The organism is uncultured Brachyspira sp., from assembly GCF_910588665.1.
GTDB lineage: Bacteria > Spirochaetota > Brachyspiria > Brachyspirales > Brachyspiraceae > Brachyspira.
The window spans coordinates 1-25,868 of the sequence record NZ_CAJUPR010000015.1; the positions used below are offsets into that span (position 1 = coordinate 1).

Genomic DNA, 25,868 nt, shown 5'->3' on the forward strand with positions numbered 1-25,868 from the left:
CATTGCATAAAAATTTTATTAAAATAATCAGAGCAAAACAAACTATTTTTATTATTTTAATTTCTATTTCTTTTATTTCCTGCAATAAAAATATTTTAAGCCCGGATATGAATTATAAGGATTCTTATTATCTGTATGGAGATTATATAGATTTATCTATAATAAACCAAAATGATTTAACTAATAAAATGAATGAATATTTAGATAGAAATCCTTATAATATGCTTTGCTTTAAAGGAAATATAGATTTAAATAAATTAAATATTATAAAAAGCTATATAAGTAATTCAGACAGATTAATATATTTGGATTTAAAAAACTGCACAAATTGGACAAAGACAAATAATTTGGATATTCATAATCAATAGAATTTTACAGGATTAACTAATTTATCGGCAATAAGACTGCCTTATGATTTTAAGCTGTCTGCGAATTATATGTTTAAAAACTGCATAAATTTAACTAATTAGGTACATTTGAAAACAGTAAAATAAAATATTTAAAAATTCCAGATTCTGTTGAAACATGTTATCCAGGTTGTTTTTCTAATAGTTCTTTTGAAATATTAATTTTAGGAAATGCCTTAAAAATATTGGATAATAATTGTTTAATGCTATCTACAAATTTAAAAACTTTAGTTGTAAACAAAGCATTTGAAAGATTTAGTACTAATTCATTAGCTTATTGTTCAAATCTTACTAAAATTGTATATTACGGAGATACAAATAAAAATATTATATTTTTGGGAAATGCATTTTATCAAGCTCCTACAAATGAACTGATTTTATACCTGCCGAATATTGAAAGACATGAGCTTGATAATTTCAGCTGGCCTAAGGAATATTATAAAAAGGCATACTGCAAAGGCGAGTTTGATATTAATGAAATTCTCAGATAGAGTTTAGGTAATAAAATACATATATATTTTTTATTTTTATATAATTATTTAGTAATATTAAATAAAAATTTTTCTTGTAAATATAAAAAATATTGATATACTTAAGCATTATTTTCATAAATTAAAAATTCATAAAAATATAAGGTAAATCATCATGAGTGTTTCTTATAAAGACAGCGGAGTAAACAGAGAAGAAGGATATAAAGCCGTTTCTCTTATGAAGGAAGCTGCATATAAAACTATGAATAGTAATGTTCTTAATAATATAGGAAGCTTTGCTGCTATGTATGAGCTTGGAAAATATAATAATCCTGTATTGGTATCTGGAACGGACGGAGTAGGTACAAAATTAGAAATAGCTTTTTCTATGAAAAAATATGATACGGTTGGAATAGATGCTGTTGCTATGTGCGTTAATGATGTGCTTTGTCATGGTGCTAAGCCTATTTTCTTTTTAGATTATCTAGCATGCGGAAAATTAAATAGTGAAACGGCTGCCTTAATAGTAAAAGGTATTGCCGACGGATGTAAGGAGGCTGGAGCTGCTTTGATAGGAGGAGAAACTGCCGAGATGCCTGGTTTTTATAAAGAAGGAGATTATGATATTGCAGGTTTTTGCGTTGGCGTTGCAGAAAAAGATAAAATTATTGACGGATCTAATGTATCAGAGGGCGATGCTGTTATAGGCATTGCTTCTTCAGGATTTCACAGCAACGGATTTTCTCTTATAAGAAAGCTTGTATGCGATTATAATGCCTTATTTGAGGAAAAAAGAATAGGGGAAATTCTTTTAACTCCTACTAAAATATATGTTAAAAAAGTATTGCCTTTGCTTGAAAAATATAATATTAAGGGAATGGCTCATATTACGGGAGGCGGTTTAATAGAAAATCTTCCGCGCTCTATTGCAAAAGGATATAAAGCCGTAATAAATAAGAGCAGTTTTAATACTCCTAATATATTTGATTATATTAAATATATTGGAAATATTAAAGAAGAAGAGATGTATAATACTTTTAATATGGGCATAGGATTCGTTATAATAGCTTCCAAAGAGGATAAGAAGCATATCATAAATGATTTAAAATCTGAAAATGAAGATTCCTATGATATAGGATATATAACTAAAAATGATAATGAGGATAAAAGCGGTATATGCTTAGAGTAGCAGTTTTAATTTCAGGCGGGGGGAGTAATTTAAAATCATTAATAGAATCTCAGGATAATAATTATTACAAAATAGATATTGTTATTGCAGACAGAAACTGCGGAGGTTTAAGTATTGCTGAGAATGCTGGAATAAGAGCCATCATTATAGATAAAAAAATATATAAAAATGAATTATTTAAAAGAATAGATGAGGAGCTTTCAAATATAGATTTAATAGTATTGGCAGGTTTTTTATCCATAGCTGACAGTAATTTTATAAAAAAATGGGAGAGAAAAATTATTAATATACATCCTTCTCTTCTTCCTAAATACGGTGGAAAAGGAATGTACGGAATCCATGTTCATGAGGCTGTTATTGCAAATAAAGAAAATGAATCTGGATGCAGCGTGCATTATGTTACCGATACTATAGACGGAGGCGATATTATAATGCAGGCTAAGGTTTTAGTAAAAGAAAATGATACTCCTCAGGTTTTGCAGAAAAGAGTTTTAGAACAGGAACATAAAATACTGCCTCTTACAGTAAAAAAATTGTCTGAGGATTTTGAAGTCTAATTATATTTATCAGCTTATTTGCATATTATAATATATTTGAAAAACTATTCTTCTTTTTTTATAATCTTTACTAAGGTTATAATATTTCCTTTTCTATTGAATTTAACTTCATCAAAATAAGATTTAATCATCATAATTCCCCTGCCGCTTTCACGGGCAAATCCATCTTCATTAATTATTTTTGTCTGCTGTTTCGGTTTAAATCCTATGCCTTGATCTTTAACTATAATAGTAATATTTCCGTCTTCTATATTAAGATATAATTCAACATGCGTATTTTTTGCCTTTTCTGTTTTTAAAAGCTCATTTAATTTTAAATGGTAAATATTTTTTTTAAGCCATTCCTTTTTGGTTTCATATAAAATATTGAGATTTCCATGTTCTATGGCATTCATAATAACTTCGTATAATGCCGCTGAAAATAAATCTTTCTCATCATTCGGTATATAGTTTCTTATTTCCAATAATATGTTTTCTATTAATGATGTAATATCTTCTAAATTATTCTCAAGTATGTATTTTTTCATCTTAGCTTTATTATATCATTAAATAGTATAATATCAAATTTATAACTCATACATTTTATATATACAAACAGTGTAAATTTGACAAAATATATATTGTATTTCTATAGTATTTTGTATGCTTGACAAAATAAACTTTATGTAGTAAAATAATCCAGTATATTTATATAATTTTTTTAATTAGAGATTAATTAAAGAAATATAATCTTTAAGGAGACCATATATGAAACGAACTTATCAGCCAAGTAAGTTACGCCGTGCCAGAAAATTCGGATTTTTTAAGCGTATGGCAACTAAGCATGGACGTGATGTTTTGAAACGCAGAAGAAGAAAGGGAAGATACCGCTTAACTTCAGCAGACGAGTAAAAATATTAAGTGATTTTTAATCAGTACATATAGAAAAATTTTGCGGGGAATATTATTTGAAATTATATAGTAAAGAGCGGTTAAAGCATAGAAATGATATATCAGTATTTTTTGATAAGAATAACAGCATAAGGCGGATATATAATTCAAGATATACTATACTGCTTTTGAAAAATAACCGTTTATATTCCAGATTTGCTGTAACTATAAAAAAAAATAGAACTAATTCGGTATGCAGAAATAAGGTTAAAAGAATAGTCAGGGAGATATACAGAACTCAAAAAGATAAAATTCCTATCGGATATGATTATTTTATTATAGTTAATAGATTTGATAATTATAAATTTCCTTTATTTAATGATTGCAAAAGAGATTTGTTAAAATTATTCCAGAAGGTTTAATTATATCTATGAAAAATATTCTTCTACTTTTGATTTTTTTTTATCAAAGAGCAGTGTCGCCTTATTTAAAACCTTCATGCAGATATATACCGTCATGTTCGGAATATGCTAAAGAAGCTGTTATTAAATATGGTGCTGTAAAGGGCAGTTTTCTTGCATTTACCAGAGTACTTAGATGCAATCCTCTAGCAAAAAAAATATATGATCCTGTACCATAATATTTTTATATGTTGTACTGTCCTTCGGTTTTAATTGTTTGAATAATCTTTTTGTTGTAATATTTATTTAAGGAGCTTTAATAGTGTATGAGCAGTAATAAAAGAATGTTTATAGCGATAGGACTTTCAGGTATAATTATGTTTCTATATATGTTCTATCAAGCTAAAATAGTTAAGCCTGTTTATAATAATAATATAAATACAAATTCTAATGCTGCAGTTGATAATGTAAAATCGGCGGAAACTAATATGTTAAATACTGATCAGATGCAGAAAATAACGAAAGCAGAAAATAATGACACGCAGTTTAATAATGAAAAAACTATAGAAAATGAATATGTTGTAGCTGTTTTTAAAAACGGTTCGCTTTACTCATATAAATTAAAAAATTATCATCCTCAGGATTTAGGTAAAAATAATACTAACGAAATTATAGATATGGTAGAGCAGGTTTATGAAAATATATATCCTTTTACTGTAACTTTTCAGAATCTTTCAAATTCTATAGCCATACCCGAAAACTTGTATTATAGGCTGATAGAGGAAGAAAATAATGATAATGTTATTTATAGTGCAAATGCATTTATTGACGGCTCGGAAATAAGAATAACTAAAACTTTTGCTTTCGGAGAAGATCCTTATCAATTAACAAATTCGGTTTCTATAGAGAATCTAAGCGAAAAAGATCTGCCTATGTTTTATTCATACTTTCTAGGTACTGGAATAGGACCCTATAGAACCGATAAAAATGCAGTAAGAGAGGACGCTACAAAGGCTCAGTATTTAATAAAAGGAAGCGGAAAATCTAAGATATTGTTAACAGGCGATATAGTAAAGGATAATATATTTTCAAGATTATTCGGATTGGGTTCTTCTTCAGGAGAGATTAAAACTAATCAGTTAAAATATAATATATATGAAGGAGAGGATAAATGGGCTGCCTTAAACAACAGATATTTTGCAATAATATCTTCGCCCGCACAGTCTAACAGCGCGGTTTTTGAAACTATGACATTTTCAAAACCTTCAACCAATGAATACAGAAACGATTTTCATCTTGCTAATTTAGTATCAAAACATACTATTGCGGGCAGATCTTCGGTTACAGACAGTTATTCGGTATTTATAGGACCTAAAGCCAGAAATATTTTTTCAAAATATTATTTAGAAGAATCTTATGAATCCATATTTCAGGAGTCTTTCCTAGGAATTAATCTAAGACCTTTAACATATATATTAGATGTTATACTTAATGCTTTATATAATATTACAAAAAATTATGCATGGGCTATACTTCTTTTTACTTTCCTATTTAAATTAGTAACTTTTCCGCTCAACAATGCATCGTATAAGTCTATGAAAAAGATGCAGTTAGTCAATCCTAAAATAGAAAGAATAAGAGAGCAGTATAAAGATAATCCTGATAGGCTTAATGCTGAAATAATGGCTGTATACAAAAAGGAGAAGATAAATCCTTTAGGAGGCTGTCTGCCTATGCTTCTGCCTTTTCCTTTATTAATAGCCTTTTTCTATCTCATGCAGTCTATGGTGGAGCTTAGAAATACGCCGTTTTTATGGATTGCAGACCTTTCTTCTCCTGATAAATTATTTGTATTTCCTCAGGGTATTCCGATAATAGGAGGATTTAATTTCAACTTGTTTCCTATAGTGATGGCTGTTACCAGTTATTTAAGTATGAAACTGCAGCCTTCATCTTCAGCGGGAGGAGGATCCGCAGCTGCTCAGATGAAAATGATGACTGCTATTTTTCCGCTTATGATGCTGATTATGTTTTATAATTTTGCAAGCGGACTTGCTTTATATTGGACAGCACAGAATGTATTCAGTGTTATTCAGCAGTTTATAACCGCAAAAATGGATAAGCTTAATAACAGCAAAATTGTTAATAAAAATGCTGTAAGACAGACATTGAAAAAGAAAAGAAGAAAAAAGAAGTAAAATTATTATTAGCAAATTAAAAAATTGCTTATCATATAGAAAGGAGGATATTTATGTTAGTAAAAGAGTTTAGCGCTAAATCAGAAAAAGAAGCCGTTAATAAGGCACTTGAAGAGCTTAATCTTACAGAGGATCAGGTTAGAATTGAGGTAATAGATAAAGGCAAGCGAACGCTGTTAGGTTTCGGGGAAGAGTCTCCTACTATTATAAGAGTTTATTATGAAGAAATTTCCACAAATTTAGGCGAGTTTCAGTCTATAGTATCTAATATATTAAAATATATGGGTGTTGAAGCCGAAGTTAATGCCAAAGAAGAAAGCGAAAAAAGAATTTACATCAATATCTCTACGCAGGATTCCGGCGTTTTAATAGGCAAGAAAGGCGCAACATTAGAAGCTTTGCAGTTTATCATTTCATTAATAGCTTCTAAAAAATTTAATGATGACGCTGAAAGACATATTATATTAGATGTTGACGGCTATAGAGAAAGAAGGGAAGAAACTTTGAAGCATATTGCCCGTCAGGCTGCTCAGCAGGCTAAAAAAACCAGAAGGGTTGTGTCTTTGGATCCTATGTCGCCTTATGAAAGAAGAATTATACATTTAGAATTGCAAAATGATCAGGATGTTGAAACTAAAAGCGACGGTGAGCCTCCATACAGAAGCGTTAAAGTATATTCAAAGAGAAAAGGCGGATACAGCAGCAAAAGATATAATGACAGAAGCGGCTATAATAAATCATATTACAGAAACAGATAATATTGATATTATTTAAATCTGTAATTATATTAATTATAAAAAAGATGTTCATAATATATTATGAACATCTTTCATCGTTTTAATAAAAAATTATCTGTCATTATATCCGTTCGGGTAATTTTTATGCCAATTCCAAGCGGTTTGAACTATTGTTTCCAATGAATCTATAGCAGGAGTCCATCCTAAAATTTCTTTTGCTTTTTTGCTGCTTGCTATAAGCTCTGATGAATCTCCCGCTCTTCTGGGACAAATTTCTGCAGGTATAGGGTGCCCCGTTACTTTTCTAGCCACTTCAATAACTTCTTTTACGCTGAATCCGTTTCCGTTTCCTAAATTGCACGAAACACTTTTACCGCCTTTTTTCAGATAGTTCATAGCGGCAATATGAGCCAAAGCCAAATCGCATACATGTATATAATCTCTTAGGCAGGTGCCGTCCGGAGTAGGGTAATCATCACCGAATATTTTTATAGATTCCCTTTTTCCCAAAGGAACCTGAAGTATAAGAGGTATTAAATGCGATTCAGGGCTATGGTCTTCGCCTATATGTCCGTTGGGATGTGCTCCTGATGCATTAAAATATCTTAAAGCCGTATAATTAAAATCATAAGCTTTAGAATACCAAGAAAGTATTTTTTCTAATGCCAGTTTACTGTCTCCGTAAGGATTTGACGGCTCTTTACGGCATTCTTCTTCCAAAGGTATTTTTTCAGGTTCTCCGTAAACCGCTGCTGTAGATGAAAATATAAAATTCTTTATTTTTGCCTTAAGCATGCAGTTAAGCAGATTTATTGAATTAGATACATTATTATAATAATATTTAGCCGGATTTTTAACGCTTTCTCCAACTTCTATATAGGCGCATAAATGCATTACTGAATCAATATCATGACTTTTAAAAATTTTATCAAGTAAAACGCTGTCTCCTATATTGCCATGATAAAAACTGCTGCAGTCTTTTACGGCATCTTTATGTCCGTATTCCAGCGAATCCACAACAACAGTTTCTATATTTTGTTTTAAAAGTTCGTTAACTACATGAGAGCCTATATATCCTGCTCCTCCGCATACTAAAACAGCCATATTCTAACACTCCGAATTAGAAAAATTATTATATTTACAGTATAATTAAATTATAAAAAAAGTCAAAGAATTATTTTTAATAAATTATAATTTTTAAATATTGTTAAGATTAAATTATAAAAATTGCGAGCTTCTGGCATTCGCAAGAATGACAGAAACTTTAAGCGAACAATTTTTATTAGCAATAATAAGAAATTATAATTTTAAGGGAGATTTATTATTTTAGGGTCAGTATCTTTTTTATCTGCAAACCAATCCTCTTCATTATTTGGATCCATCTCTGCTATTTTTTCTAATCCCATGCATATATATGTGCCCTTAGCCGTTACAGCCACTTTATCATCATTTAAAAGTATGTATCCCTTTCCTTCAAATATTCTTCCGTCTCCGGAAGTTATTTTTCCTATTATTCTTATTTGTTCATTAATAGGTACAGGTCTTTTGTATTTTGAATTAAGCGTCATAGTAACGCCCCATTTATCTTCTCCCGTATAAGGCATCATAGCTCTTCCTATTGTTTCATCTAAAATAGCCGCAAGTATTCCGCCATGAACTCTTGAAGGGTATCCCTGATGAACATCTTTAAAAGTTACTAATGCGCATAATGATTTATCTTCAAGCTCATAAAACTCGGCTTTCAGGCTCAAATCATTTTTTAATCCGCATACCATACACATTCTTGAATTACTCTGCTTATTCAATACTTTTAATTCCATAAAAAAAATCCTTATTTAAAAATCTGCTTTAATTTTAATAATATATATTAATATTTTAATATAAAAAAACAATATTACCATTTCTTTATTTATCAGTTTTATATATAAATAAAAATATTTTGTTTAGTTGACAAAAATGTAAATTAAACTTAATATTGAAAATAAGTTATGTAACTAGGAGGATATTGTTATGTCTAAAGAAGTATCAGGTATGTTTTCGTTTTTATTAGGTTTAACAGCTGGAGTTGCATTAGGTGTTTTATTTGCACCAAAAGCAGGAGAAGAGACTAGAGAAGATCTTAAAGAAACTGTGGATAATATCAAATATAAAGTTGATGATATGTATCATAGAGGTATGTTAAAGACTTCAGAAATGGTTGAAAAGGGAAAAGAAAAAACCAGCGATTTTATTGAGAAAAGAAAGAAAAAATCTTCTGAAGAAGCGGCAGAATAAATACAATGCAAGATATTACATTTCAGATTAATGTTATGGCTATATCCTTAGCATTTATAGCTATTTCAGTATTAATATTGGCATTAGCTATATTTTTTATTATGCTTGCTGGATATTTCAGATTTACTAATAGATTTGACAGAATACTTGAAAATGTTGAATCTATTAGTGAAAAAATAAACGGCATTACAAGTATGGTGAATGATGGAACCGTTAAAGTTAAAGGCACATTGGATAATATACATGAATCTTTTAACAGTTTATCCAACAGCATTAATAATTTCAGTATAATGACTAATGATATATCTAGCGGTTTCAGCATTATTAATATATTTAAATCCATAGTTTCTTTATTTAAAAGTAAAAACAAAAAAAGAGATAGATTTACAAACAATGATGACGATGATTATGAGGATTATTGATTTATGATTGGGATTTGTTTAGTATGATAAAAAAAATATTTGTTTCGCTTTTTTCCGTAATTTTATTTTCTTCTTTTTTATATTCTCAGGATACTAATTGGGTAATCAGAATAAGAGATGCTCAGGGAAATATCAAAAAACTTATGACGGTTGAAGATTGCATGTCCGAAATATCAAACCTTACTATTCTAAGAGGTGCGCCTAAAGAGGCTATTAATTTGCTTCTTACTAATGATTTTCAGTTATGGCAATTTGCTTCTCAGATTATAGAACAGGAGCTTGTATATATGAAGGCTGTTGATGAAGGTTATGATAAAGATGAAGAGATTGTAAGTTTAATATCTAAAGAAAGGGATAATCAATTGTCTCAGCTTTATATGCAGGAAAAAGTCTCAGATGATTTTGCAGTTGTTTCCGATGAGGAAAAAAGAAGATTTTTTAATAATAACAGAGCAAGAATTCAGGCATCTTTGGGTCCTAATGTAACTTATGAACAGGTTGCTATGGAAATAGAAACTACTATTTTGCAGGAGCGTATGCGTAATGAATACGATAAAATTATAGCTTCTGCTAAAACTAATTATAATATAAAATATTCATCAGCCTCAGATCCATGCATAACTATAGATGATACTGAAGTGCCTCTATCCGATTTTAACAATATGTTTAATGAATCTATAAAGCAGGCGGGAGCGAATATACCTGCGGCATTAAGAATACAGGCTAGAGACGGTATGTTTAAGGCATTTGTAGCCCGTGAAATTATGATGTATGAAGCTAAAAAAACTGGTTTTTATGATACATTGCAGGCTAAGGCTATAGAAAATTTTTTAACAAGAAGTGCTGTTACGGCAAATTATATAGATAAAACCATAAGATCGTCAATACCTAAGCCTACTGAAGAAGAGATAAATTCAGCTTATGAACAATACGGAAAAATGTATAATATAGATTCTCTGCCTTATGCGGACGCTCAGAAGGCACTTGAAACTATTGTAATTGAGGCTAAAACTCAGCAGGAATATCAAATATTAGTTACCGATTTAAGATACAGATATAATATAGAAAAGAATCTTGATTTATTAAAGAACAAGTAATTGTTTTGCCGATATTATGAAAAATAGATTATCAATTATATATTTTATCTTTTTTATATTATTTTGTTTTTATCAGATATCTTTTGCAAGAAAGAATGATTATAGTTTTGACTTATCACCTTTAATAGAAAAAAATAAAATGTTTTCGGCGGGAATAGGCGGAATATTTTCAGAATATAACTCTTGGTTTGAAGGCGGAAAGCTCTATACATTAGATCCTTATAATCAGAATATAAGCAGAAGAGATTTATATTTTACATTTATGCCTTATTTCAGTATAAGACCTATTAAATATTTAGAAATAGATATGTCTGCGAGTTTTACATATCAAAGACAGGACTTCAGAAATGATATTACAAGCGCAACAAATATGACGGATATTTTTAATTTTGATTCTATTAATGCTTCTGTTAAAGCCACTCTTTTAGATTGGTATTTATCAGTAGGTGTTGAGGTTGGGGTAAGCTATAGTTTTTTAAAAAGTAATCATTTCTATTCTCATAAAAATAAAGATCCTTTTAATATATATGCCACTATAATGCTTGCTGGAATTCCTAAAGTAATACCTCTTAACTTTTTATTTGCTTATACATTAGATACAAGAGATAATCTAAAAGAAGATATTTTAAGAACAGGTGAATTAATCGGAGCTTTAGAAATTGTGACCTCGCCTTTTATAACATTATATACGGGCATAACTTATGTATTTCCTTACAGAAAAGATTCAAGCTTTACATATTTAGAACCTTTTGTTAAGTTCAAAGCTACAATATCCGATTTTCTATATATGACGGTATCTTATCAGAAAATTGTTTGGGGTTCTGGTAATGTTCCTAACAGCTCTACTTTTAATTTTTCTATAGAGTATATGTTTTATTCTCCTAAATGGGATTGGTGGTATGGTAAATTTTAATTTTTTATAGAAAATTAATTAAATAGAGAATATAATATTAATTGATTTTCCAAGTAAATACTGCGATATAGTCTGTATGAATGCAAGTATAGTTCCTAATATTCCGAAAAATAATAGGGCGTAAAGTATCAGAAAACCGTAAGGATATATTTTATCATAAGCGTTTTTACCTTTGGAAGATAAAAAGAATCTTAATATCCAGCCTCCGTCTAAAGGCGGAAAAGGAAGAAGATTAAAAAACATAAGCATTATATTTATTGTATAAAACATAAAAAGCATTGTTAAAATTATAGGCAAAGCTTTATTAAGTAAATTAAAAAAGGCATTATTATTTTGTTCTAAAATCATTATAATTTTATATATTAAAAAAGTGCCGTCTGTTGTTATTGTAAGTATTTTCATTACAGTAAAAGATATAAATGCAATTATAAGATTTGCAAAAGGTCCTGCAAATGATACTAAAGCCTGATCTCTTTCAAAATTATTAAAATTGTATGGATTAACGGGAACAGCCTTCATCCAGCCTATAACGGGTATTCCTGTAACTGCGGCTATTATAGGAAGTATAACGCTTCCCAATATATCAATATGCGCAAGAGGATTTAGAGTAAGTCTTCCTATATCTTTAGCCGTATCATCTCCGAACATATATGCGGTTTTGGCATGTGAATATTCATGTACGCTTGCCGATATAATAAATACTGCATAAGATATAATTCCTATTGAAAGTTTATTGGAAAATATATCATAAACCATTCTTTATTTCTCCTTTTAATTATTAGAATTTTTATATTGTAAATTCTGATTTTATTAAAGATGGTAATTTTATAAATCAGTGATTTAATACTTTATATAAAAATTCTCTAACTCTTTCATGCTTAGGATTAGAGAAAAATTCATTAGGTTTTTCATCTTCAAGTATTTGTCCTTCATTCATAAATAGTATTCTGGTTGCAACATTTTTAGCAAATCCCATTTCATGAGTAACAATAAGCATGGTCATACCTTTTTTAGCAAGCTCTATCATAACATCAAGAACTTCTTTAATCATTTCAGGGTCCAAAGCTGATGTAGGTTCGTCAAAAAGCATAATGTCTGGCTCCATGGCCAAAGCCCTAGCTATTGCAATTCTCTGTTTCTGTCCTCCCGAAAGCTTGCTTGGATATACATCTTTTTTGTCCAAAAGCCCTACAAGTTTAAGCAGTTCTACCGCCTTTTTAAAAGCCTTATTTTTAGGAAGTTTTTTTACTTTTATAGGAGCTAAAATAATATTCTCCATAACGGTTTTATGAGGAAATAAATTAAAATGCTGAAATACCATTCCTAATTCCTGCCTCATAAAATTGATATTGGTGTCTTTATCCATAATATCTTTTCCGTTTATAACGATATCCCCGTAAGAAGGTTCTTCAAGTCTGTTTATGCATCTTAAAAAGGTAGATTTTCCGCTTCCTGAAGGACCTATTACGGCAATAATTTCTCCCTTTTCAATATTTACATTTATGCCTTTTAAAACTTCTAATTTACCGAATTTTTTATGCAGATTTTTTATTTTAATCACTTTCTCTAAGCCCCTCCTCCACTTTTTTCATAAACATAGCAAATATTGAAGTCATTATAAAATATATAATGCCTACAGCTATAAGAGGCTCAACTCCTCTGTATGTTTGGCTTGTAATTATATTTGCAGATCTTAAAAGGTCAACGCCTCCTATAAAACCTACAACCGAAGTTTCTTTAAGAAGTGCTACAAACTCGCTTACTAAGGGAGGCAGTATTTTTTTTATAGCCTGAGGTATTATAATTAATTTCATAGAAAGAGGGTAGTTCATACCTAAAGCCCTTGCCGCCTCCATTTGACCTTTATCCAAACTCTGTATTCCTGCTCTTATAATCTCTGCAACATAAGCCCCAGAATTGATGCCGAAAGCAATAACTGCTATAATAAGTATAGGAGTGTTTCTTAAAGAATCAACAAAAACCACATTTGCCCATATCATAAGCTGAACAACTACAGGCGTTCCTCTTAAAATATTAACATACCAAAATGCTATTTTTGATAAAGGATTAAAATTTGATAATTTTTTTGAATTTTTAAATGGATAAAATTCAGACAGCTGAAGCAAGGCTATAAAAATACCTAATAATATACCGAAAATTGTGGCAAGAATTGTTGTTGATATGGAAAATATTAATCCCTGTATAATATATATATATCTTCCGTTAGATAAAAATATTACTTTAAGAAGCTCTAGATATTCCAGCATAAAATAAAACCTGTTACAGAAATAATATTATTTTACAAAATATTTTTTTATCAAAGCGTCATAAGTACCGTTTTCTTTTATGGTTTTTAAAGCTTCATTTATTTTAGAAAGCAGTTCTGTATCTTCTTTTCTCATAGCTATTGAATATTGTTCTATAACAGAATCTGTTTCAACTAATTTTAACTCGGGATTCTGAGCGGCATAATTTTTAGCAGGTTCATAATCAAGCACCACTGCATCCACTTTATCGGATTTTAATGCTAATATAGTTTCTGATGATGCATTGAATTTCTGAACTTCCACATTGGCTAATTCGCTTACCAATATATCACCAGTATATCCAAGCACAACACCGACTTTCTTTCCAGTAAAGCTGTCAAAAGATATTATATTGTTATTATCAGCCTTTACTAAAATTGACTGCTTAGAATCGTAGTAGGAATCTGAGAAATTAACAAATTTTTTTCTCTCTTCAGTTTCAGTCATACCCGCTATTATTATATCGATTTTTTTAGCTTCTAAAGCGGGAAGAAGTCCGTCAAAGCTCATATCTACAATTTCAATATTTATTCCTATAAGCTTAGCAATTTCATTAATTAAGTCTATATCAAATCCTACTATTTTATTTGCTTCCCTATATTCAAAAGGTTCAAATTGGGGATTAGTACCCACATATAATTTATTTTCTTCAGACTCTTTGCATCCTATAAAAACGGTTAAAATTAAAGATAAAGCTATAACAATTAAAAAAACATTATTTTTAAACATAAAATACTCCTATTTTTTATTATTTTTATAATTTAATCTTAGTAATATTAAAAATTATAATTCTATATAATAATTTTAAAAAGTCAAGGCAGTTTTAATGATATATTTATCACATAAAAGCATATATGCTGTTTTATAAATATATTTGAATAAAAAAATTAATAGTATATAATTCTGCATATATAAAAATATTTTGGAGGCATAATGAGAGGTTCTGCTGTGGCGGTAATATTTATTATAGTTAATATAATAGCTATCAGCATATTTATGATAGTCTCTACCACATCAATAAAAGAATCTATTCTAAAAGAAGAGAGATTATCAAGAGAATCTTTAAATGCAATAATAGATATATATTATAAAAAAAATACAGCTTCCGAAAATTATTATAATGCTGTATCGGTTATACCTAAAATAGATATATATACATTGCATGCTTTAAGCAATTATATAAGAAGAATAAAAACGGTAGAAGCCGACAGCACATTGATAGAAAAACCTTTAACATTTCAGGAATATCAATATATTCAGGCTAGAATAACAGAGAATATAAATAAGATTAATTATACGGCAAGAAATTATCCTGTTCTTAGAACAAATCAGAATTATATAGCGGCTTTAAATGAAATGCGTCCCATTGTAGAAGATGAAAAGAAATCTATATCTCAATATAATGATCATGTATATGAGTATAATAAACTTACCACAACTCCGCCTTCAAGCATAATAGCAGGAATAATGGGAAAATTTCCATTTTTAAGATTTGAAACTGGAACCAACATTATAGAACAGACTATGTATATATTTCAATAGTATTATTTAATTTTTAACTATATTTGCAAAAATTGTAAGTTTTACTTTTAAATAATAAATTAAATATTCTGATAATATAAATACTATGACAGCAATATAAAAATATAGATAATATTAAGAGATGGTTAAAAATTGCTTGTTAATAGATTGAATAATATCTTTTACTGTAATGGAAGATGTATTTACGGAATGCTATAATGCAGGAAAGATGATGTTTGATATGATATATAAAAAATATTCATATTAATTGTGTAGTTTCCGATTCTGAAATAATATTTTTAGAAAAAATGTTATATTTAATTTATATGCTACATTTAAGCATTTCTTTTTTTAATATGAAGCTGCGTCTATTAAGCATAAAAAATTAAATATATCTATTGATTTATTTTTCAGTTATGTTATAATGCCTAAACAATAAAAGCGTTATATTTTCTGCGGGCGTCGTATAATGGTTATTACCTTAGACTTCCAATCTAAAGATGACGGTTCGATTCCGTTCGCCCGCTCCATTTTTACAATAATTATAAATTATTTTCGTTTAGTTAATTAATGCATATTACAGGACTTTTATTTATGAAGAAAGGATTGATGTTTAAATTCTTAAGTATTTTTTCTGTATTTTTATTTATTGCATTTTTAATTTTTTATATTTTTTATAAGCCTATATATAAATCTCAGTTTCTGAATGAGAAGTATTTTCAGGCTCTGAACTCAAAAATTGAAACTGAAAGCTATGTACAGGAAATAAAGAGTACAATTAATTTGATAGCCCATAACTTGGAAGCAAATCCGAATTTAGAAACTTTCGGACAATTCATTACAAATGTAAAAAAATCTAATGACGAATATTTAAATATGTATTTCGGGGATACTGTTCCATATTCAGAAGGCGGAATATATATAAACACATTGGAAGAATATCCGCACACATATAATCAGACTGAAAGACAATGGTATATAGATGCATTATCTTCCGATGATATAGTTATAAGTGAGCCGTATATAGATTTTGCCGTAAATAAGCTTACAGTTACATTCAGCAAAGCTGTATATACTAATGGAAAATTGAAGGGAGTATTTGCCATAGATTTTATAAATATGAATAATATTATGGAGAATATTAAAAAAACTTTTGAAGGAAGCTTTTATATCGTATCTTCCAACGGCATATACATTACGCATGAAAACTCCGATTATATTCTAAATGAAGATAATAATTTATTTAAAGATCCTATTTTTTCTAAATTTAAAGGCAGACTTAATTCTCATATAGGCGAAATAAAAATAGTCGGAAATAAATGGTATTCTATACAAAAAACGGATAATGCCTCTTGGCTCCTTATATTTAAAGGAGACGCTTCAATAGTACATAAACAATTCAGATTTTTAATGCTGGCAGTATTTATTGTTATGATTATAATACTTTTAATTGAATGGATATTAGTTCGAAAGATAGTAAAGCCTCTTAAAAATACAATTAATATTATAGATTTAATGAAAGACGGTAATTTTAACAGCTTGTTTGACAAAAATGATTTAGCCTTGAAAGATGAATCTGGCCATTTGCTTAATTCTGTTAATGATATGCAGAAAAAAATATCGTCTATAGTTTCTGGAATAAAGATGAATATGTCTTCAATAAATAATTCTACAAATAAAATGTCAAATGGTATGGATAATTTATCGGATAGAACATCTTCTCAGGCTGCCGCTATAAAGGAAATAAGTGCGGCTATAGAGAATTTATTTTCCTCGATATCAGCAACTTCAAATCATACCAATGATGTAAAAGATATGAGCAATAAAGTTGCAGATTCAACTAGAATAGGCGTTGAAGCTGTAACTCAGATTTCTAATAATATGATTGATATATCTCAGTCAAGCAAAGAGATATCGGATATAATAAAGCTTATACAAAGCATAGCGTTTCAAACTAATATACTTTCTCTTAATGCCGCAGTAGAAGCTGCAAGAGCAGGGGAGCAGGGAAAAGGATTTGCCGTTGTAGCTTCCGAGATAAGATCTTTAGCGCAGAATGTAAATGATGCTGCAGAAAAAATTACCGATATAATTAAAAACACAGTTGATAAGATAGAGACAGGAGATGAATCCGTAAAACATTCTCTTAATATACTTATTAATATAGAAAACTCGGCTAAAGAAGTTTCCGATGTTCTTGTGAATTTACGCAATGATGTGCTTAAAGAAGAGGGAAGCGTCAAAGAGATTGCAGCCGCTATTAATGAATTAAATAATATTAATCGTAAGAACTCCGATTTGGTAAGCAGCAGCGTTTTGCTTGGAAGAGAAGTTGTTGATGGTACCCGTAATGTATATGCAGAGCTTGAATATTTTAAGCTTAATTAAAATATGATAAATCATTCACAAGACCAAAGTTTTTTATTTATCATTTTATAATAGCATTCTTTAAGTTTAATATTTAGTTTTTTTATTTTTATAATATATAATTAATTATTTAATGCATCTTATAATAGTTAATTTTCTCAGCAAAATGTTGTAACTATAAGATTTATTAAAAACGGCTTTATGCAAAAAAATACAGAAAAACAAGCATTATCCGTATAATTTTTATTGAAATTATTGTTTATTAATAATATAATTTATTAACTATCATAAAGTTTATTTAAGGAGAAAAAATATGAAAAAATTTTTATTATTAATTTCAGCTGTGATATTATCATTATCAATAGCTTCATGCAGAGGTAAAACTTCATCAGATAATCAGATTGTAAAAGTAGGTTTTGCAGGAGAGTCTGATTATCAAATTTGGAATCCTATAGCCGCTAAATTAGCTCAGGAAGGAATCACTGTTGAATTGGTTTCTTTCTCTGATTATACTATACCTAATCAGGCATTGAATGACGGTGAAATTGATTTGAATGCCTTTCAGCACTATGCATATTTTGATGATGAAGTATCAAATAAAGGATATGATCTTACAGCTATTGCAGATACTTATATATCCGCTATGAATATTTATTCTACCAATATTACAGATGTTAAAGAATTAAAAAACGGTGATAAGGTTGCCATACCTAATGATCCTTCCAACGGAGGAAGAGCTTTAAAAGTTCTTCAGGCTGCAGGACTTATTAAAGTAAGACCTGAGGCGGGAGACACTCCTAGTATAATGGATATAATTGAAAATCCTCTTAATCTTGAAATCGTGGAAATGGACGCAGGAGCTATTTACGGGGTGCTTCCAGATGTTGCTTGCGCCGTTATCAATGGAAACTATGCAATAGATTTTAATTTAAATCCCGGTTCGGATTATATATTCAAAGATGATCCTTCTATTTACAGCGGAAAATCTTTTGTAAATTTAATAGCTGCTAGAACTAAAGATAAAGACAATGAACTATATAAAAAAGTAGTTGCCGCTTATCAGTCCGATATAGTTGAAAAAGTTTATAATGAAAATTTTAAAGGTTCTTATCTTCCTGCTTGGAAATAATTATAATGATAAAAGCATGAGAACTTAAAAAATCTCATGCTTTTTATATGATATATAAATTTGTTCTATTTTCCAATGCTTTATTTTAATTCTGCATTCATTTACCAAGACATTTGAAGTCCGAAACCTATATAAATATCGTTTAAAGTTGGATAATTGCGTAGAATATTTTTATCAATATTAATAGGAAGCCTCAAAGCTACTAATATATAAGGCTCTCCTGTAGCAATATTCTGATATCCAGTTATCGGTATGCTTGCATTAATTCCAGTCTTCAAAGCAATGGAATGCATATATTCTTTTGAATAATAGGCATATCTGTATGATATGGATGCAAATAAATTATCAAAATATATATGGCTTAAATTAAAATTAGAATCTAAATACCCTAAAAGCTCAAAATCTCCGCCTAAAAGAAAATTGCTTTCATATCTTTTATTTTGAATATATGCATGAAACTCTTCAGGAGCTTTCACTTCTCTTCCTCCGAATATAATGGAAGAACCGTCAAATGGAGCAATACTGTCAAATGCATAAGAACCGTAAAAACCAGCTCTTATAGGAATATATCTTGTCTGAAACTTAGTGCTGAAATCTATTGCAAATTTATTATATTTTACAGAATATACATGGTAAAGACTGATATCGACTAAATCATCTCTGTAGGGCTTATCTGTTTTTACTCTGAATATCATTGACATTTTAAGAGAAAGATTAAAAATATATGAAGAATATTTCCAAGTGAATGCGCTTGATGTATTTGTATTAGGAATAACAAATTCGGAAAATAAATATCCTGATATTGAAGGCTCTAATAAAAAATATAGTTTATCGCTTTCGGTATTAAGCATAAACTGCATAGCAAGATAAGAGCTTAATCTCCAGTAATTATAAAAAGAATATACTACATCGCTTTTAAATCCGAAGTATAAAGGATATAGCATACTAAAAGAAGAAATATCTAATTGAGTCTGCAGAAAATTTGAAGGTATGTCATAACCAATCCAAATCAAAGCTAAATTGTCTATAGAAGGAGAAGCTATAACCGATAATATGCCAAGCCCGTTTATAATAAAAGGATATGTGTCATTTATCTGAGGAAGAGGAACCCACATAGCCCAAGGTTTAATATACTTAAAAGCATTATAATTTTTAATATCTGCCTGAGGTTTAAACTCATATTTATTAATTGTTTTATCGGTATATGTAAAATTTTTTGAAGCATATACATTGTCGCTATATTTCATAAGTCTGTCATATTCAGAAAATCTTCCTTTGTAATAGATATTTTCACCAGCATATACCGCAGAAAATACGCCTCCCGAATAATCTTTTGTATAAAGCTTCATACTGTTATTATTTAAATCTATTTCTCCTAATTTATAGAATCTGTCATCGCTGTTGTATGAAAAGAGGAGCTTATTGCCTGAGTATCTTAAATATCTTACATAATTCAGAGTTTTATCCTTTGCATCAATATACTTTAATGTTTTATTTATATAATTAAATACGGCTATATGCTTAATGCCGTTTTCCGTAACTATTAATGCTATATTATCATCATCTATTACGGTAGGAGAACTATATCCGAAATTATCATTAGCGGGAAGCAGTATTTCTTTTTCATTATTTTCGTTTATATATACTAAAATAGAATTATGCAGATCTTTTGATATTCCTATAATGCCTTCTCTGAAATATCTTGCATACTGCATATCAAACCATTTTCTTTTTGTTCTTCTTTTTTTATTAAGATCATATTCTTTGACAATATATCTGTAAAGACCCGCATTATAAGTATAAGAAACTATTAATGCATTGCCCGTATTTTTAGATATGTCCAAGCTCTCAGAGCTTCTGTCTATTAAAAATTCAAGATTTAAATCTTTTTTACCGTTTTCATTATTTCTTTTTTCACTATAAGAATATAATGCTCCGATATCTCCGTCTATATAGTATAATGTATCATTATATGAATAAATATCATTAATAAAAGTTTCCTTATCATTTACTTTCAAATCTTCGCTTGGATTAATATTTGCTAATACTAAATAATTTTGAAAATCAGCCCATACTTCAATAAACTTCATTCCATATACTTTTCTGAAAGCTCCGTAAACACCCGAATTATAAACTAAAAATGAAAAATGAAGTTTTGTCTGCATTCTCTTCCAAAACTCATTATACTTTTGCATGCCAAATCTTTCCTGCAGATATTTTGAGAATAAACCGCCGTATTCATAATAAACATTTCCATAAGGTATTTTAGTCCATAAATAAGATGCCTGAATTGGCGTTCTGAAGTTTCCCTCGTATATATCCTGTCTTAATCTCTGTTTAACTAAAGGATCATTTGCCCTTCCAAATCCTGTAAAGCTTTCAGCACTTACAGGGGCTCCTTCCATCATAAAAGGTACGGCATTTATATGAACAAATGAAGCCCAATTGCCCATTACTTTTGAAGATATTCCCGTATTCTCTGAAGCAAGCGAAAGAAGATGCGTAAGTTCATGTATAAATACGCTTTCAAAGTTATTACTGTAGCTGGTGAAATTTTCATCTAAATTTGTATCATACAGTATTAAACTGGAATACGGTATAATCATTGCAGCCGAATTAAACATATTAATATCAGGAGTTATAGTTATAGGTATTTTTCCTCCTACGGTGCTATTTAAAAGCTTGGAGTATTTATTATATATATTGTCTGCGGATTTTGCCAGATTTTCAGCCGTTCTTCTGGATTCTAAAGGAAAAATGATTTCAAACTTTTCCGTTTGTATAGTATATAGTTTTCTAAACGGTTTAAATATCTGAGCATAAATATTAAATCGGAAAATAAATATTATGAATAATAATATAAAAAACTTTTTCATAAACGATTTGCATCTAGTATACTTTTCTGTTTTTGCAAATTATCATATTTGCTTTAATTATTATTGAATAAAGTTCAAGAAATTTTTACAAAACAAAATAAAGAGGCATTACTTAAAATAACGCCTCTTAAATAAATTTTAATCTCTTCTTCTTTGAGCAAGCATTAAAAGTCTTAATAATGTAAGTACAGCGGTAACTGCGGCTGCAACATAAGTTAAAGCTGCGGCAGATAATACTTTTTTAGCTCCGTAAAGCTCTTCGCTGTCTAAAAAACCGCCATTATCCAGTATCTTTATAGCTCTGTTTGAAGCGTCAAATTCCACAGGCAATGTTATAAGAGAGAAAAATACGGCAAAAGCAAAAAGTATAATGCCTGCAATCATTATATAATATGAAAAACTTCCAGCTCCTCCTATTATGATGCCTATTAATACTAAATAAGGTCCGAATTGATTTCCTATAGCGCATAAAGGATAAAATCCGTTTCTTAGGGAAAGAGGTGCATATCCTCTGTCATGCTGTATTGCATGTCCTACTTCATGAGCTGCAACTCCTAAAGCCGCAACATCGGTGCCGTTATAAACATCATCGGAAAGTCTTAAAACTCTGGACGAAGGATCATAATGATCCGTTAATGTACCGCTTATTCTTTCTACAGGAATATTAATTCCGTATCCTTCTAATATATATTTGGCAGTCTGAGCTCCTGTAATTCCTCTTTTATTTTCCATTCTGCTGTATTTTGCATAGGTTCCTTTTACTTTCATCTGAGCCCAAAACCCTAATAATATTCCGGGAATTAGTATCCATATATATCCAAAATAATATTCAAACATTAAAAACCTCCTTAAAAAATTAATAATTAGTATTTTTCAATATTTTGACCATTATAACATTTTTAAAAGCTTTATTGTAAAATAAATAATCATTGAATTATTAAGTTTTATTTTACATATACATCTGCTTTTATTATATAAAAATCTATTAAATTATATTTTGTATAATTTGTATTAATTGCTAATAAACTTTATCAGCATTTATTACTGTGTATTCAATAGTTTCTCCTACTGCCTGAAGAGTTTTTTTATCTATCTTATCTATAGTGTCTTGGCTTGTATGATGAAAAGGGTATCCCATATCTATAATATCAATAAAAGGGATTCTTTCATTTAAAAACGGCGTATGATCATCTATTATAGCTCCGTAATGATCATCTGCAAAGTATTCGGCATATCCTAAATTATCCGCATACTTCCAAACATTATTATATATCTGCGAATAATATGTATGAGCGAAGCTTTCATATTTGAATTTAGCTGTTTTGCTTCCCACCATATCAAGCAGTATTCCGAATTTAATTTTTTTTTCATCAATGATTTTTTGTTTTAATATTATATCCTCTACAAAAGCGATGCTGCCCTGTATCCAATCTGTTTCTATTAAAGAAGTTCCTTTCACATCAAATAAATTTCCGTCATCTTCCAAATCAAATAATATAAAGCATACGCTGTAAGGCAGCATATCATAGTTTTTTAAAGCTTTCATAAGTTCCAATAAAACCCCGCTGCTGCTTGCTCCGTCATTTGCTCCGCTTATAGGACTATTTCTGTTAAATTGTATGGGATCTTTTTCTGCAACAGAACGGCTGTCAAAATGGCTTGTTATTATTATATATTCGTCTGTTTTTCCTTTTAGAAATGCATATATATTTTCTCCTGTTCTTTCTTTTATATAGGGAGCTTCAAAATTATGAGAATATACCTGATATCCCATATTTGAAATTTCTTCTTTAAAAAAATTTCTTACTTTTTTATGAGCTTTCGAACCGTAGTTTCTAGGTCCTAAATCAGTTTGAGCTTTTATATAATTATATGCATCATCAGCATTAAAATAAAAGTTTATTTCTATTGCCCGCTGCCTTTTTTTATAATCATTAGCCTTTGCATTATCGCATGAGGATAACAGCATTGCGGCTATTATAAAAATCATAGTTATATATTTCATATTTTTTTATAATTACCCTGTTTTTATTGCGTATTTCCATCAATTTTAATTTAATATTATCAAAAAGTCAATAAAATATACAGATTTATGTATTTTTGTATAGTAAAACTTTTGTATCGGAATTTTTTTATAAAAATTTAGTCTTTACTTTTTTTTAAAATATATTATAATAAATACTGTATGCTAAGTTAATATTATGCTGCTGTTTTTTAGGGGATGGATAAACAGCATTTTTATACATAATATAAAAAGCTTTAGAAAAATAAAAATTACAAACAAATATTTTAAGCACTATTCATGGAGGGTAGTTATGATTATCAACAATAATATTTCTGCATTAAATGCAAACAGGCAATTGAGTTTAACAGGAAATTCAATGACTAAAACAATAAGTCAGCTTTCCAGCGGTATGAGAATTAATACTGCAGGAGATGATGCTTCAGGATTAGCAGTATCTGAAAAAATGCGTTCTCAATACCGCGGTTTACAGCAGGCTACTAGAAATGCTCAGAGCGGTATTTCTTTCATTCAGACAACAGAAGGTTATTTGAATGAAACTACTAACATTATGCAAAGAATGAGAGAATTAGCCATTCAGTCAGCTAACGGAATATATTCCGACAGCGACAGAGCTTTAATTCAAGTTGAAGTTAATCAATTAGTAGCCGAAGTTGACAGAATTGCTTCCCAGGCTGAATTCAATAAAATGAATATGTTAACAGGACGTTTTGCTGCTGATGGTCAGACTCCTATAACTTTTCATATCGGAGCCAATATGGATCAAAGAGTATCCGTTAATATAGGTTCTATGACTGCGGCTAATTTACAAGTAGGAGGAGATACTCCTCTTTCTATTTCTTCCGTAGAAACAGCCAATCAGGCTTTGGGAAGAATAGATGAAGGCATACAAATGGTAGTAGCTCAAAGAGCTGAATTAGGCGCCGTTCAAAACAGAATGGAATCTATGGTAAAAAGCTTAATGATAGCTACTGAAAATACTATAGCTTCTGAGAGCGTTATACGCGATGCTGATATGGCTCAGGCTATGGTTGCTTATACACGCGAACAGATATTACAGCAAACAGGAGCAGCTATGCTTGCTAATGCTAATATGAAAAATCAATCTATAATGAGAATTATAGGATAATTTTTTAAGCGACTTATTACAAATGTAGATATTAAAGCCCAAAGTCTTAATGCCTTTGGGCTTTTTTATAATTAACTTTATAAAAAAATATTATTTATAGAAGAATTAATTGATTTTTTATTTCGGATTATTTTATATGAGGAACATAGATGTAAATATCATAACTAATGCTGTCGCTGATTTATGCATAAAGGCTAATATTTATATTAATAAAGATATAAAAAATGCCCTTATAAAAAGCAGGGATTTGGAGGAAAATAAACTTGCGGAAAATATTTTAAATGTACTTATAAAAAACTCTGAAATATCTTCTGAAAAATTAAAGCCTATATGTCAGGATACAGGAATGGCTGTAATATATATTGATATAGGAATTGATGTGCATTTTACAGGCGGTAATTTAACCGATGCAATTAACAGAGGAGTAGCATTGGGATATACAAAAGGTTATTTAAGAAAGTCTGTGGTAAATGATCCTATAGAAAGAAAGAATACAAATGACAATACACCTGCAATAATACATTATAATATAGTTGACGGCGATAAAATAAAAATTACTGCAGCTCCGAAAGGATTCGGCAGTGAAAATATGAGCAAAATAAAAATGCTTCCTCCTTCTGCAGGTATAGAGGGGGTAAAAGAGTTTGTTTATGAAACTGTTAAATCGGCGTCTTCCAATGCCTGCCCTCCTATGATAATAGGCATAGGTTTGGGAGGAAGTATGGAGAAATGCGCAGATATTGCAAAGAGGGCTTTGCTTAGAGAAATAGGTACAAAAAATAATGATATCCGTCTGCAAATGCTGGAAGAAGAGATGCTTGAAGAGATTAATAAAATGAATATAGGTCCTTCAGGATTTGGAGGTAAAACAACAGCTTTAGCCGTTCATATAAATATGTATGCCGCACATATAGCTTCTCTTCCCGTATGCGTCTGCACAGGCTGTAATGCAACAAGACATAGTGAAATTGTATTATAATAT

General features: G+C 29.6%; 26 protein-coding genes, 1 tRNA gene and 2 pseudogenes. 19 read left to right on the forward strand and 10 right to left on the reverse strand.

The features are described from left to right. The 4 genes and pseudogenes from QZ306_RS09510 to purN form a co-directional block, all read left to right on the forward strand. Positions 1-368 (forward strand): annotated as a pseudogene (locus tag QZ306_RS09510) (hypothetical protein); the annotation flags it as partial. A 116-nt stretch (positions 369-484) separates the two neighbouring features. After that, positions 485-898: pseudogene (locus QZ306_RS09515) on the forward strand (leucine-rich repeat protein); the annotation flags it as partial. Between the two features lie 154 nt (positions 899-1,052). Continuing rightward, positions 1,053-2,066, forward strand: a complete 1,014-nt coding sequence (gene purM, locus QZ306_RS09520) for a phosphoribosylformylglycinamidine cyclo-ligase (RefSeq protein WP_295163368.1) — start codon at positions 1,053-1,055, stop codon at positions 2,064-2,066. After that, the gene (gene purN / locus QZ306_RS09525; protein ID WP_295163369.1) at positions 2,054-2,623 is read left to right on the forward strand and encodes a phosphoribosylglycinamide formyltransferase; all 570 of its coding nucleotides are present in this window, start codon (positions 2,054-2,056) and stop codon (positions 2,621-2,623) included. Before purM ends, purN begins: the two co-directional genes overlap by 13 nt. Positions 2,624-2,667: 44 nt before the next feature. Here purN and QZ306_RS09530 read toward each other — a convergent pair whose 3' ends face one another. Continuing rightward, positions 2,668-3,150: an ATP-binding protein gene (locus tag QZ306_RS09530; protein WP_295163371.1), complete on the reverse strand. Its 483-nt coding sequence runs from the start codon at positions 3,148-3,150 to the stop codon at positions 2,668-2,670. Between the two features lie 220 nt (positions 3,151-3,370). Here QZ306_RS09530 and rpmH point away from each other — a divergent pair, with 220 nt between their 5' ends. From rpmH to jag, 5 genes are all read left to right on the forward strand, one after another. Then, entirely contained in the window at positions 3,371-3,514 is a 144-nt protein-coding gene (gene rpmH / locus QZ306_RS09535) for a 50S ribosomal protein L34 (RefSeq protein ID WP_014933193.1), read from the forward strand. 56 nt (positions 3,515-3,570) lie between these two features. Beyond that, on the forward strand, positions 3,571-3,915 hold the full coding sequence (rnpA, locus tag QZ306_RS09540; protein ID WP_295163376.1) for a ribonuclease P protein component: 345 nt from the start codon (positions 3,571-3,573) through the stop codon (positions 3,913-3,915). An 8-nt stretch (positions 3,916-3,923) separates the two neighbouring features. Next, positions 3,924-4,133: a membrane protein insertion efficiency factor YidD gene (yidD, locus tag QZ306_RS09545; protein ID WP_295163378.1), complete on the forward strand. Its 210-nt coding sequence runs from the start codon at positions 3,924-3,926 to the stop codon at positions 4,131-4,133. An 87-nt stretch (positions 4,134-4,220) separates the two neighbouring features. Beyond that, on the forward strand, positions 4,221-6,092 hold the full coding sequence (gene yidC / locus QZ306_RS09550) for a membrane protein insertase YidC (protein WP_295163380.1): 1,872 nt from the start codon (positions 4,221-4,223) through the stop codon (positions 6,090-6,092). A gap of 53 nt (positions 6,093-6,145) precedes the next feature. Beyond that, entirely contained in the window at positions 6,146-6,850 is a 705-nt protein-coding gene (jag, locus tag QZ306_RS09555) for an RNA-binding cell elongation regulator Jag/EloR (protein WP_295163382.1), read from the forward strand. A gap of 90 nt (positions 6,851-6,940) precedes the next feature. Here jag and galE read toward each other — a convergent pair whose 3' ends face one another. After that, entirely contained in the window at positions 6,941-7,933 is a 993-nt protein-coding gene (gene galE / locus QZ306_RS09560) for a UDP-glucose 4-epimerase GalE (RefSeq protein WP_295163384.1), read from the reverse strand. Between the two features lie 203 nt (positions 7,934-8,136). Continuing rightward, positions 8,137-8,649 (reverse strand): PaaI family thioesterase, encoded by a 513-nt coding sequence (locus QZ306_RS09565; protein WP_295163386.1) that lies wholly within the window; start codon positions 8,647-8,649, stop codon positions 8,137-8,139. Positions 8,650-8,839: 190 nt separating this feature from the next. Between QZ306_RS09565 and QZ306_RS09570 the strand changes: the two genes are divergently transcribed. From QZ306_RS09570 to QZ306_RS09585, 4 genes are read left to right on the forward strand one after another with little or no spacing between them, the layout of a single operon-like run. Further along, a complete protein-coding gene (locus tag QZ306_RS09570; RefSeq protein WP_295163388.1) occupies positions 8,840-9,103 on the forward strand; it encodes a YtxH domain-containing protein in 264 nt (87 codons plus the stop codon). 5 nt (positions 9,104-9,108) lie between these two features. Further along, positions 9,109-9,525 (forward strand): DUF948 domain-containing protein, encoded by a 417-nt coding sequence (locus tag QZ306_RS09575; protein ID WP_295163390.1) that lies wholly within the window; start codon positions 9,109-9,111, stop codon positions 9,523-9,525. Positions 9,526-9,548: 23 nt separating this feature from the next. Next, positions 9,549-10,622: a peptidylprolyl isomerase gene (locus QZ306_RS09580; RefSeq protein ID WP_295163392.1), complete on the forward strand. Its 1,074-nt coding sequence runs from the start codon at positions 9,549-9,551 to the stop codon at positions 10,620-10,622. A 16-nt stretch (positions 10,623-10,638) separates the two neighbouring features. Further along, complete coding sequence (locus QZ306_RS09585) at positions 10,639-11,535, forward strand: hypothetical protein (protein WP_295163394.1); 897 nt, start codon at positions 10,639-10,641, stop codon at positions 11,533-11,535. Positions 11,536-11,553: 18 nt separating this feature from the next. Here the strand turns inward: QZ306_RS09585 and QZ306_RS09590 are convergent, their stop codons facing one another. From QZ306_RS09590 to QZ306_RS09605, 4 genes are all read right to left on the reverse strand, one after another. Further along, a complete protein-coding gene (locus tag QZ306_RS09590; RefSeq protein WP_295163396.1) occupies positions 11,554-12,291 on the reverse strand; it encodes a site-2 protease family protein in 738 nt (245 codons plus the stop codon). 76 nt (positions 12,292-12,367) lie between these two features. Beyond that, positions 12,368-13,096 (reverse strand): amino acid ABC transporter ATP-binding protein, encoded by a 729-nt coding sequence (locus QZ306_RS09595; protein WP_295163398.1) that lies wholly within the window; start codon positions 13,094-13,096, stop codon positions 12,368-12,370. After that, positions 13,089-13,802, reverse strand: a complete 714-nt coding sequence (locus QZ306_RS09600) for an amino acid ABC transporter permease (protein ID WP_295163400.1) — start codon at positions 13,800-13,802, stop codon at positions 13,089-13,091. Before QZ306_RS09600 ends, QZ306_RS09595 begins: the two co-directional genes overlap by 8 nt. 27 nt (positions 13,803-13,829) lie before the next feature. Continuing rightward, positions 13,830-14,570, reverse strand: coding sequence for a basic amino acid ABC transporter substrate-binding protein (locus QZ306_RS09605; protein WP_295163402.1), 741 nt, complete (start codon positions 14,568-14,570; stop codon positions 13,830-13,832). A gap of 204 nt (positions 14,571-14,774) precedes the next feature. Here QZ306_RS09605 and QZ306_RS09610 point away from each other — a divergent pair, with 204 nt between their 5' ends. The 4 genes from QZ306_RS09610 to QZ306_RS09625 all read left to right on the forward strand — a co-directional run bounded on the left by QZ306_RS09610 (position 14,775) and on the right by QZ306_RS09625 (position 18,858). After that, positions 14,775-15,383 (forward strand): LemA family protein, encoded by a 609-nt coding sequence (locus QZ306_RS09610; protein ID WP_295163404.1) that lies wholly within the window; start codon positions 14,775-14,777, stop codon positions 15,381-15,383. A 434-nt stretch (positions 15,384-15,817) separates the two neighbouring features. Further along, positions 15,818-15,892: transfer RNA gene (locus tag QZ306_RS09615), tRNA-Gly, on the forward strand. Positions 15,893-15,956: 64 nt separating this feature from the next. Further along, the gene (locus QZ306_RS09620) at positions 15,957-17,750 is read left to right on the forward strand and encodes a methyl-accepting chemotaxis protein (RefSeq protein WP_295163406.1); all 1,794 of its coding nucleotides are present in this window, start codon (positions 15,957-15,959) and stop codon (positions 17,748-17,750) included. A gap of 292 nt (positions 17,751-18,042) precedes the next feature. Then, positions 18,043-18,858: a MetQ/NlpA family ABC transporter substrate-binding protein gene (locus QZ306_RS09625; protein ID WP_295163408.1), complete on the forward strand. Its 816-nt coding sequence runs from the start codon at positions 18,043-18,045 to the stop codon at positions 18,856-18,858. A 101-nt stretch (positions 18,859-18,959) separates the two neighbouring features. On the opposite strand, the gene QZ306_RS09630 is transcribed toward QZ306_RS09625, so the two are convergent. The 3 genes from QZ306_RS09630 to QZ306_RS09640 form a co-directional block, all read right to left on the reverse strand. Beyond that, the gene (locus QZ306_RS09630) at positions 18,960-21,734 is read right to left on the reverse strand and encodes a TreP protein (RefSeq protein ID WP_295163410.1); all 2,775 of its coding nucleotides are present in this window, start codon (positions 21,732-21,734) and stop codon (positions 18,960-18,962) included. A gap of 138 nt (positions 21,735-21,872) precedes the next feature. Then, the gene (locus QZ306_RS09635) at positions 21,873-22,571 is read right to left on the reverse strand and encodes a zinc metallopeptidase (RefSeq protein WP_295163412.1); all 699 of its coding nucleotides are present in this window, start codon (positions 22,569-22,571) and stop codon (positions 21,873-21,875) included. Between the two features lie 181 nt (positions 22,572-22,752). After that, the gene (locus QZ306_RS09640; protein ID WP_295163413.1) at positions 22,753-23,739 is read right to left on the reverse strand and encodes a M28 family peptidase; all 987 of its coding nucleotides are present in this window, start codon (positions 23,737-23,739) and stop codon (positions 22,753-22,755) included. A 310-nt stretch (positions 23,740-24,049) separates the two neighbouring features. Here QZ306_RS09640 and QZ306_RS09645 point away from each other — a divergent pair, with 310 nt between their 5' ends. Next, positions 24,050-24,886, forward strand: a complete 837-nt coding sequence (locus QZ306_RS09645; RefSeq protein ID WP_295163415.1) for a flagellin — start codon at positions 24,050-24,052, stop codon at positions 24,884-24,886. A 136-nt stretch (positions 24,887-25,022) separates the two neighbouring features. Continuing rightward, the gene (locus tag QZ306_RS09650) at positions 25,023-25,865 is read left to right on the forward strand and encodes a fumarate hydratase (RefSeq protein WP_295163417.1); all 843 of its coding nucleotides are present in this window, start codon (positions 25,023-25,025) and stop codon (positions 25,863-25,865) included. Positions 25,866-25,868 lie beyond the last annotated feature (3 nt).

Bases quoted from the DNA above. Each gene is read 5' to 3' on its own strand.
- purM (WP_295163368.1), top strand. From the start codon at position 1,053: ATGAGTGTTTCTTATAAAGACAGCGGAGTAAACAGAGAAGAAGGATAT.
- purN (WP_295163369.1), top strand. From the start codon at position 2,054: ATGCTTAGAGTAGCAGTTTTAATTTCAGGCGGGGGGAGTAATTTAAAA.
- QZ306_RS09530 (WP_295163371.1), bottom strand. From the start codon at position 3,150: ATGAAAAAATACATACTTGAGAATAATTTAGAAGATATTACATCATTA.
- rpmH (WP_014933193.1), top strand. From the start codon at position 3,371: ATGAAACGAACTTATCAGCCAAGTAAGTTACGCCGTGCCAGAAAATTC.
- yidD (WP_295163378.1), top strand. From the start codon at position 3,924: ATGAAAAATATTCTTCTACTTTTGATTTTTTTTTATCAAAGAGCAGTG.
- yidC (WP_295163380.1), top strand. From the start codon at position 4,221: ATGAGCAGTAATAAAAGAATGTTTATAGCGATAGGACTTTCAGGTATA.
- jag (WP_295163382.1), top strand. From the start codon at position 6,146: ATGTTAGTAAAAGAGTTTAGCGCTAAATCAGAAAAAGAAGCCGTTAAT.
- galE (WP_295163384.1), bottom strand. From the start codon at position 7,933: ATGGCTGTTTTAGTATGCGGAGGAGCAGGATATATAGGCTCTCATGTA.
- QZ306_RS09565 (WP_295163386.1), bottom strand. From the start codon at position 8,649: ATGGAATTAAAAGTATTGAATAAGCAGAGTAATTCAAGAATGTGTATG.
- QZ306_RS09570 (WP_295163388.1), top strand. From the start codon at position 8,840: ATGTCTAAAGAAGTATCAGGTATGTTTTCGTTTTTATTAGGTTTAACA.
- QZ306_RS09575 (WP_295163390.1), top strand. From the start codon at position 9,109: ATGCAAGATATTACATTTCAGATTAATGTTATGGCTATATCCTTAGCA.
- QZ306_RS09580 (WP_295163392.1), top strand. From the start codon at position 9,549: ATGATAAAAAAAATATTTGTTTCGCTTTTTTCCGTAATTTTATTTTCT.
- QZ306_RS09585 (WP_295163394.1), top strand. From the start codon at position 10,639: ATGAAAAATAGATTATCAATTATATATTTTATCTTTTTTATATTATTT.
- QZ306_RS09590 (WP_295163396.1), bottom strand. From the start codon at position 12,291: ATGGTTTATGATATATTTTCCAATAAACTTTCAATAGGAATTATATCT.
- QZ306_RS09600 (WP_295163400.1), bottom strand. From the start codon at position 13,802: ATGCTGGAATATCTAGAGCTTCTTAAAGTAATATTTTTATCTAACGGA.
- QZ306_RS09605 (WP_295163402.1), bottom strand. From the start codon at position 14,570: ATGTTTAAAAATAATGTTTTTTTAATTGTTATAGCTTTATCTTTAATT.
- QZ306_RS09610 (WP_295163404.1), top strand. From the start codon at position 14,775: ATGAGAGGTTCTGCTGTGGCGGTAATATTTATTATAGTTAATATAATA.
- QZ306_RS09620 (WP_295163406.1), top strand. From the start codon at position 15,957: ATGAAGAAAGGATTGATGTTTAAATTCTTAAGTATTTTTTCTGTATTT.
- QZ306_RS09625 (WP_295163408.1), top strand. From the start codon at position 18,043: ATGAAAAAATTTTTATTATTAATTTCAGCTGTGATATTATCATTATCA.
- QZ306_RS09630 (WP_295163410.1), bottom strand. From the start codon at position 21,734: ATGAAAAAGTTTTTTATATTATTATTCATAATATTTATTTTCCGATTT.
- QZ306_RS09635 (WP_295163412.1), bottom strand. From the start codon at position 22,571: ATGTTTGAATATTATTTTGGATATATATGGATACTAATTCCCGGAATA.
- QZ306_RS09640 (WP_295163413.1), bottom strand. From the start codon at position 23,739: ATGAAATATATAACTATGATTTTTATAATAGCCGCAATGCTGTTATCC.
- QZ306_RS09645 (WP_295163415.1), top strand. From the start codon at position 24,050: ATGATTATCAACAATAATATTTCTGCATTAAATGCAAACAGGCAATTG.
- QZ306_RS09650 (WP_295163417.1), top strand. From the start codon at position 25,023: ATGAGGAACATAGATGTAAATATCATAACTAATGCTGTCGCTGATTTA.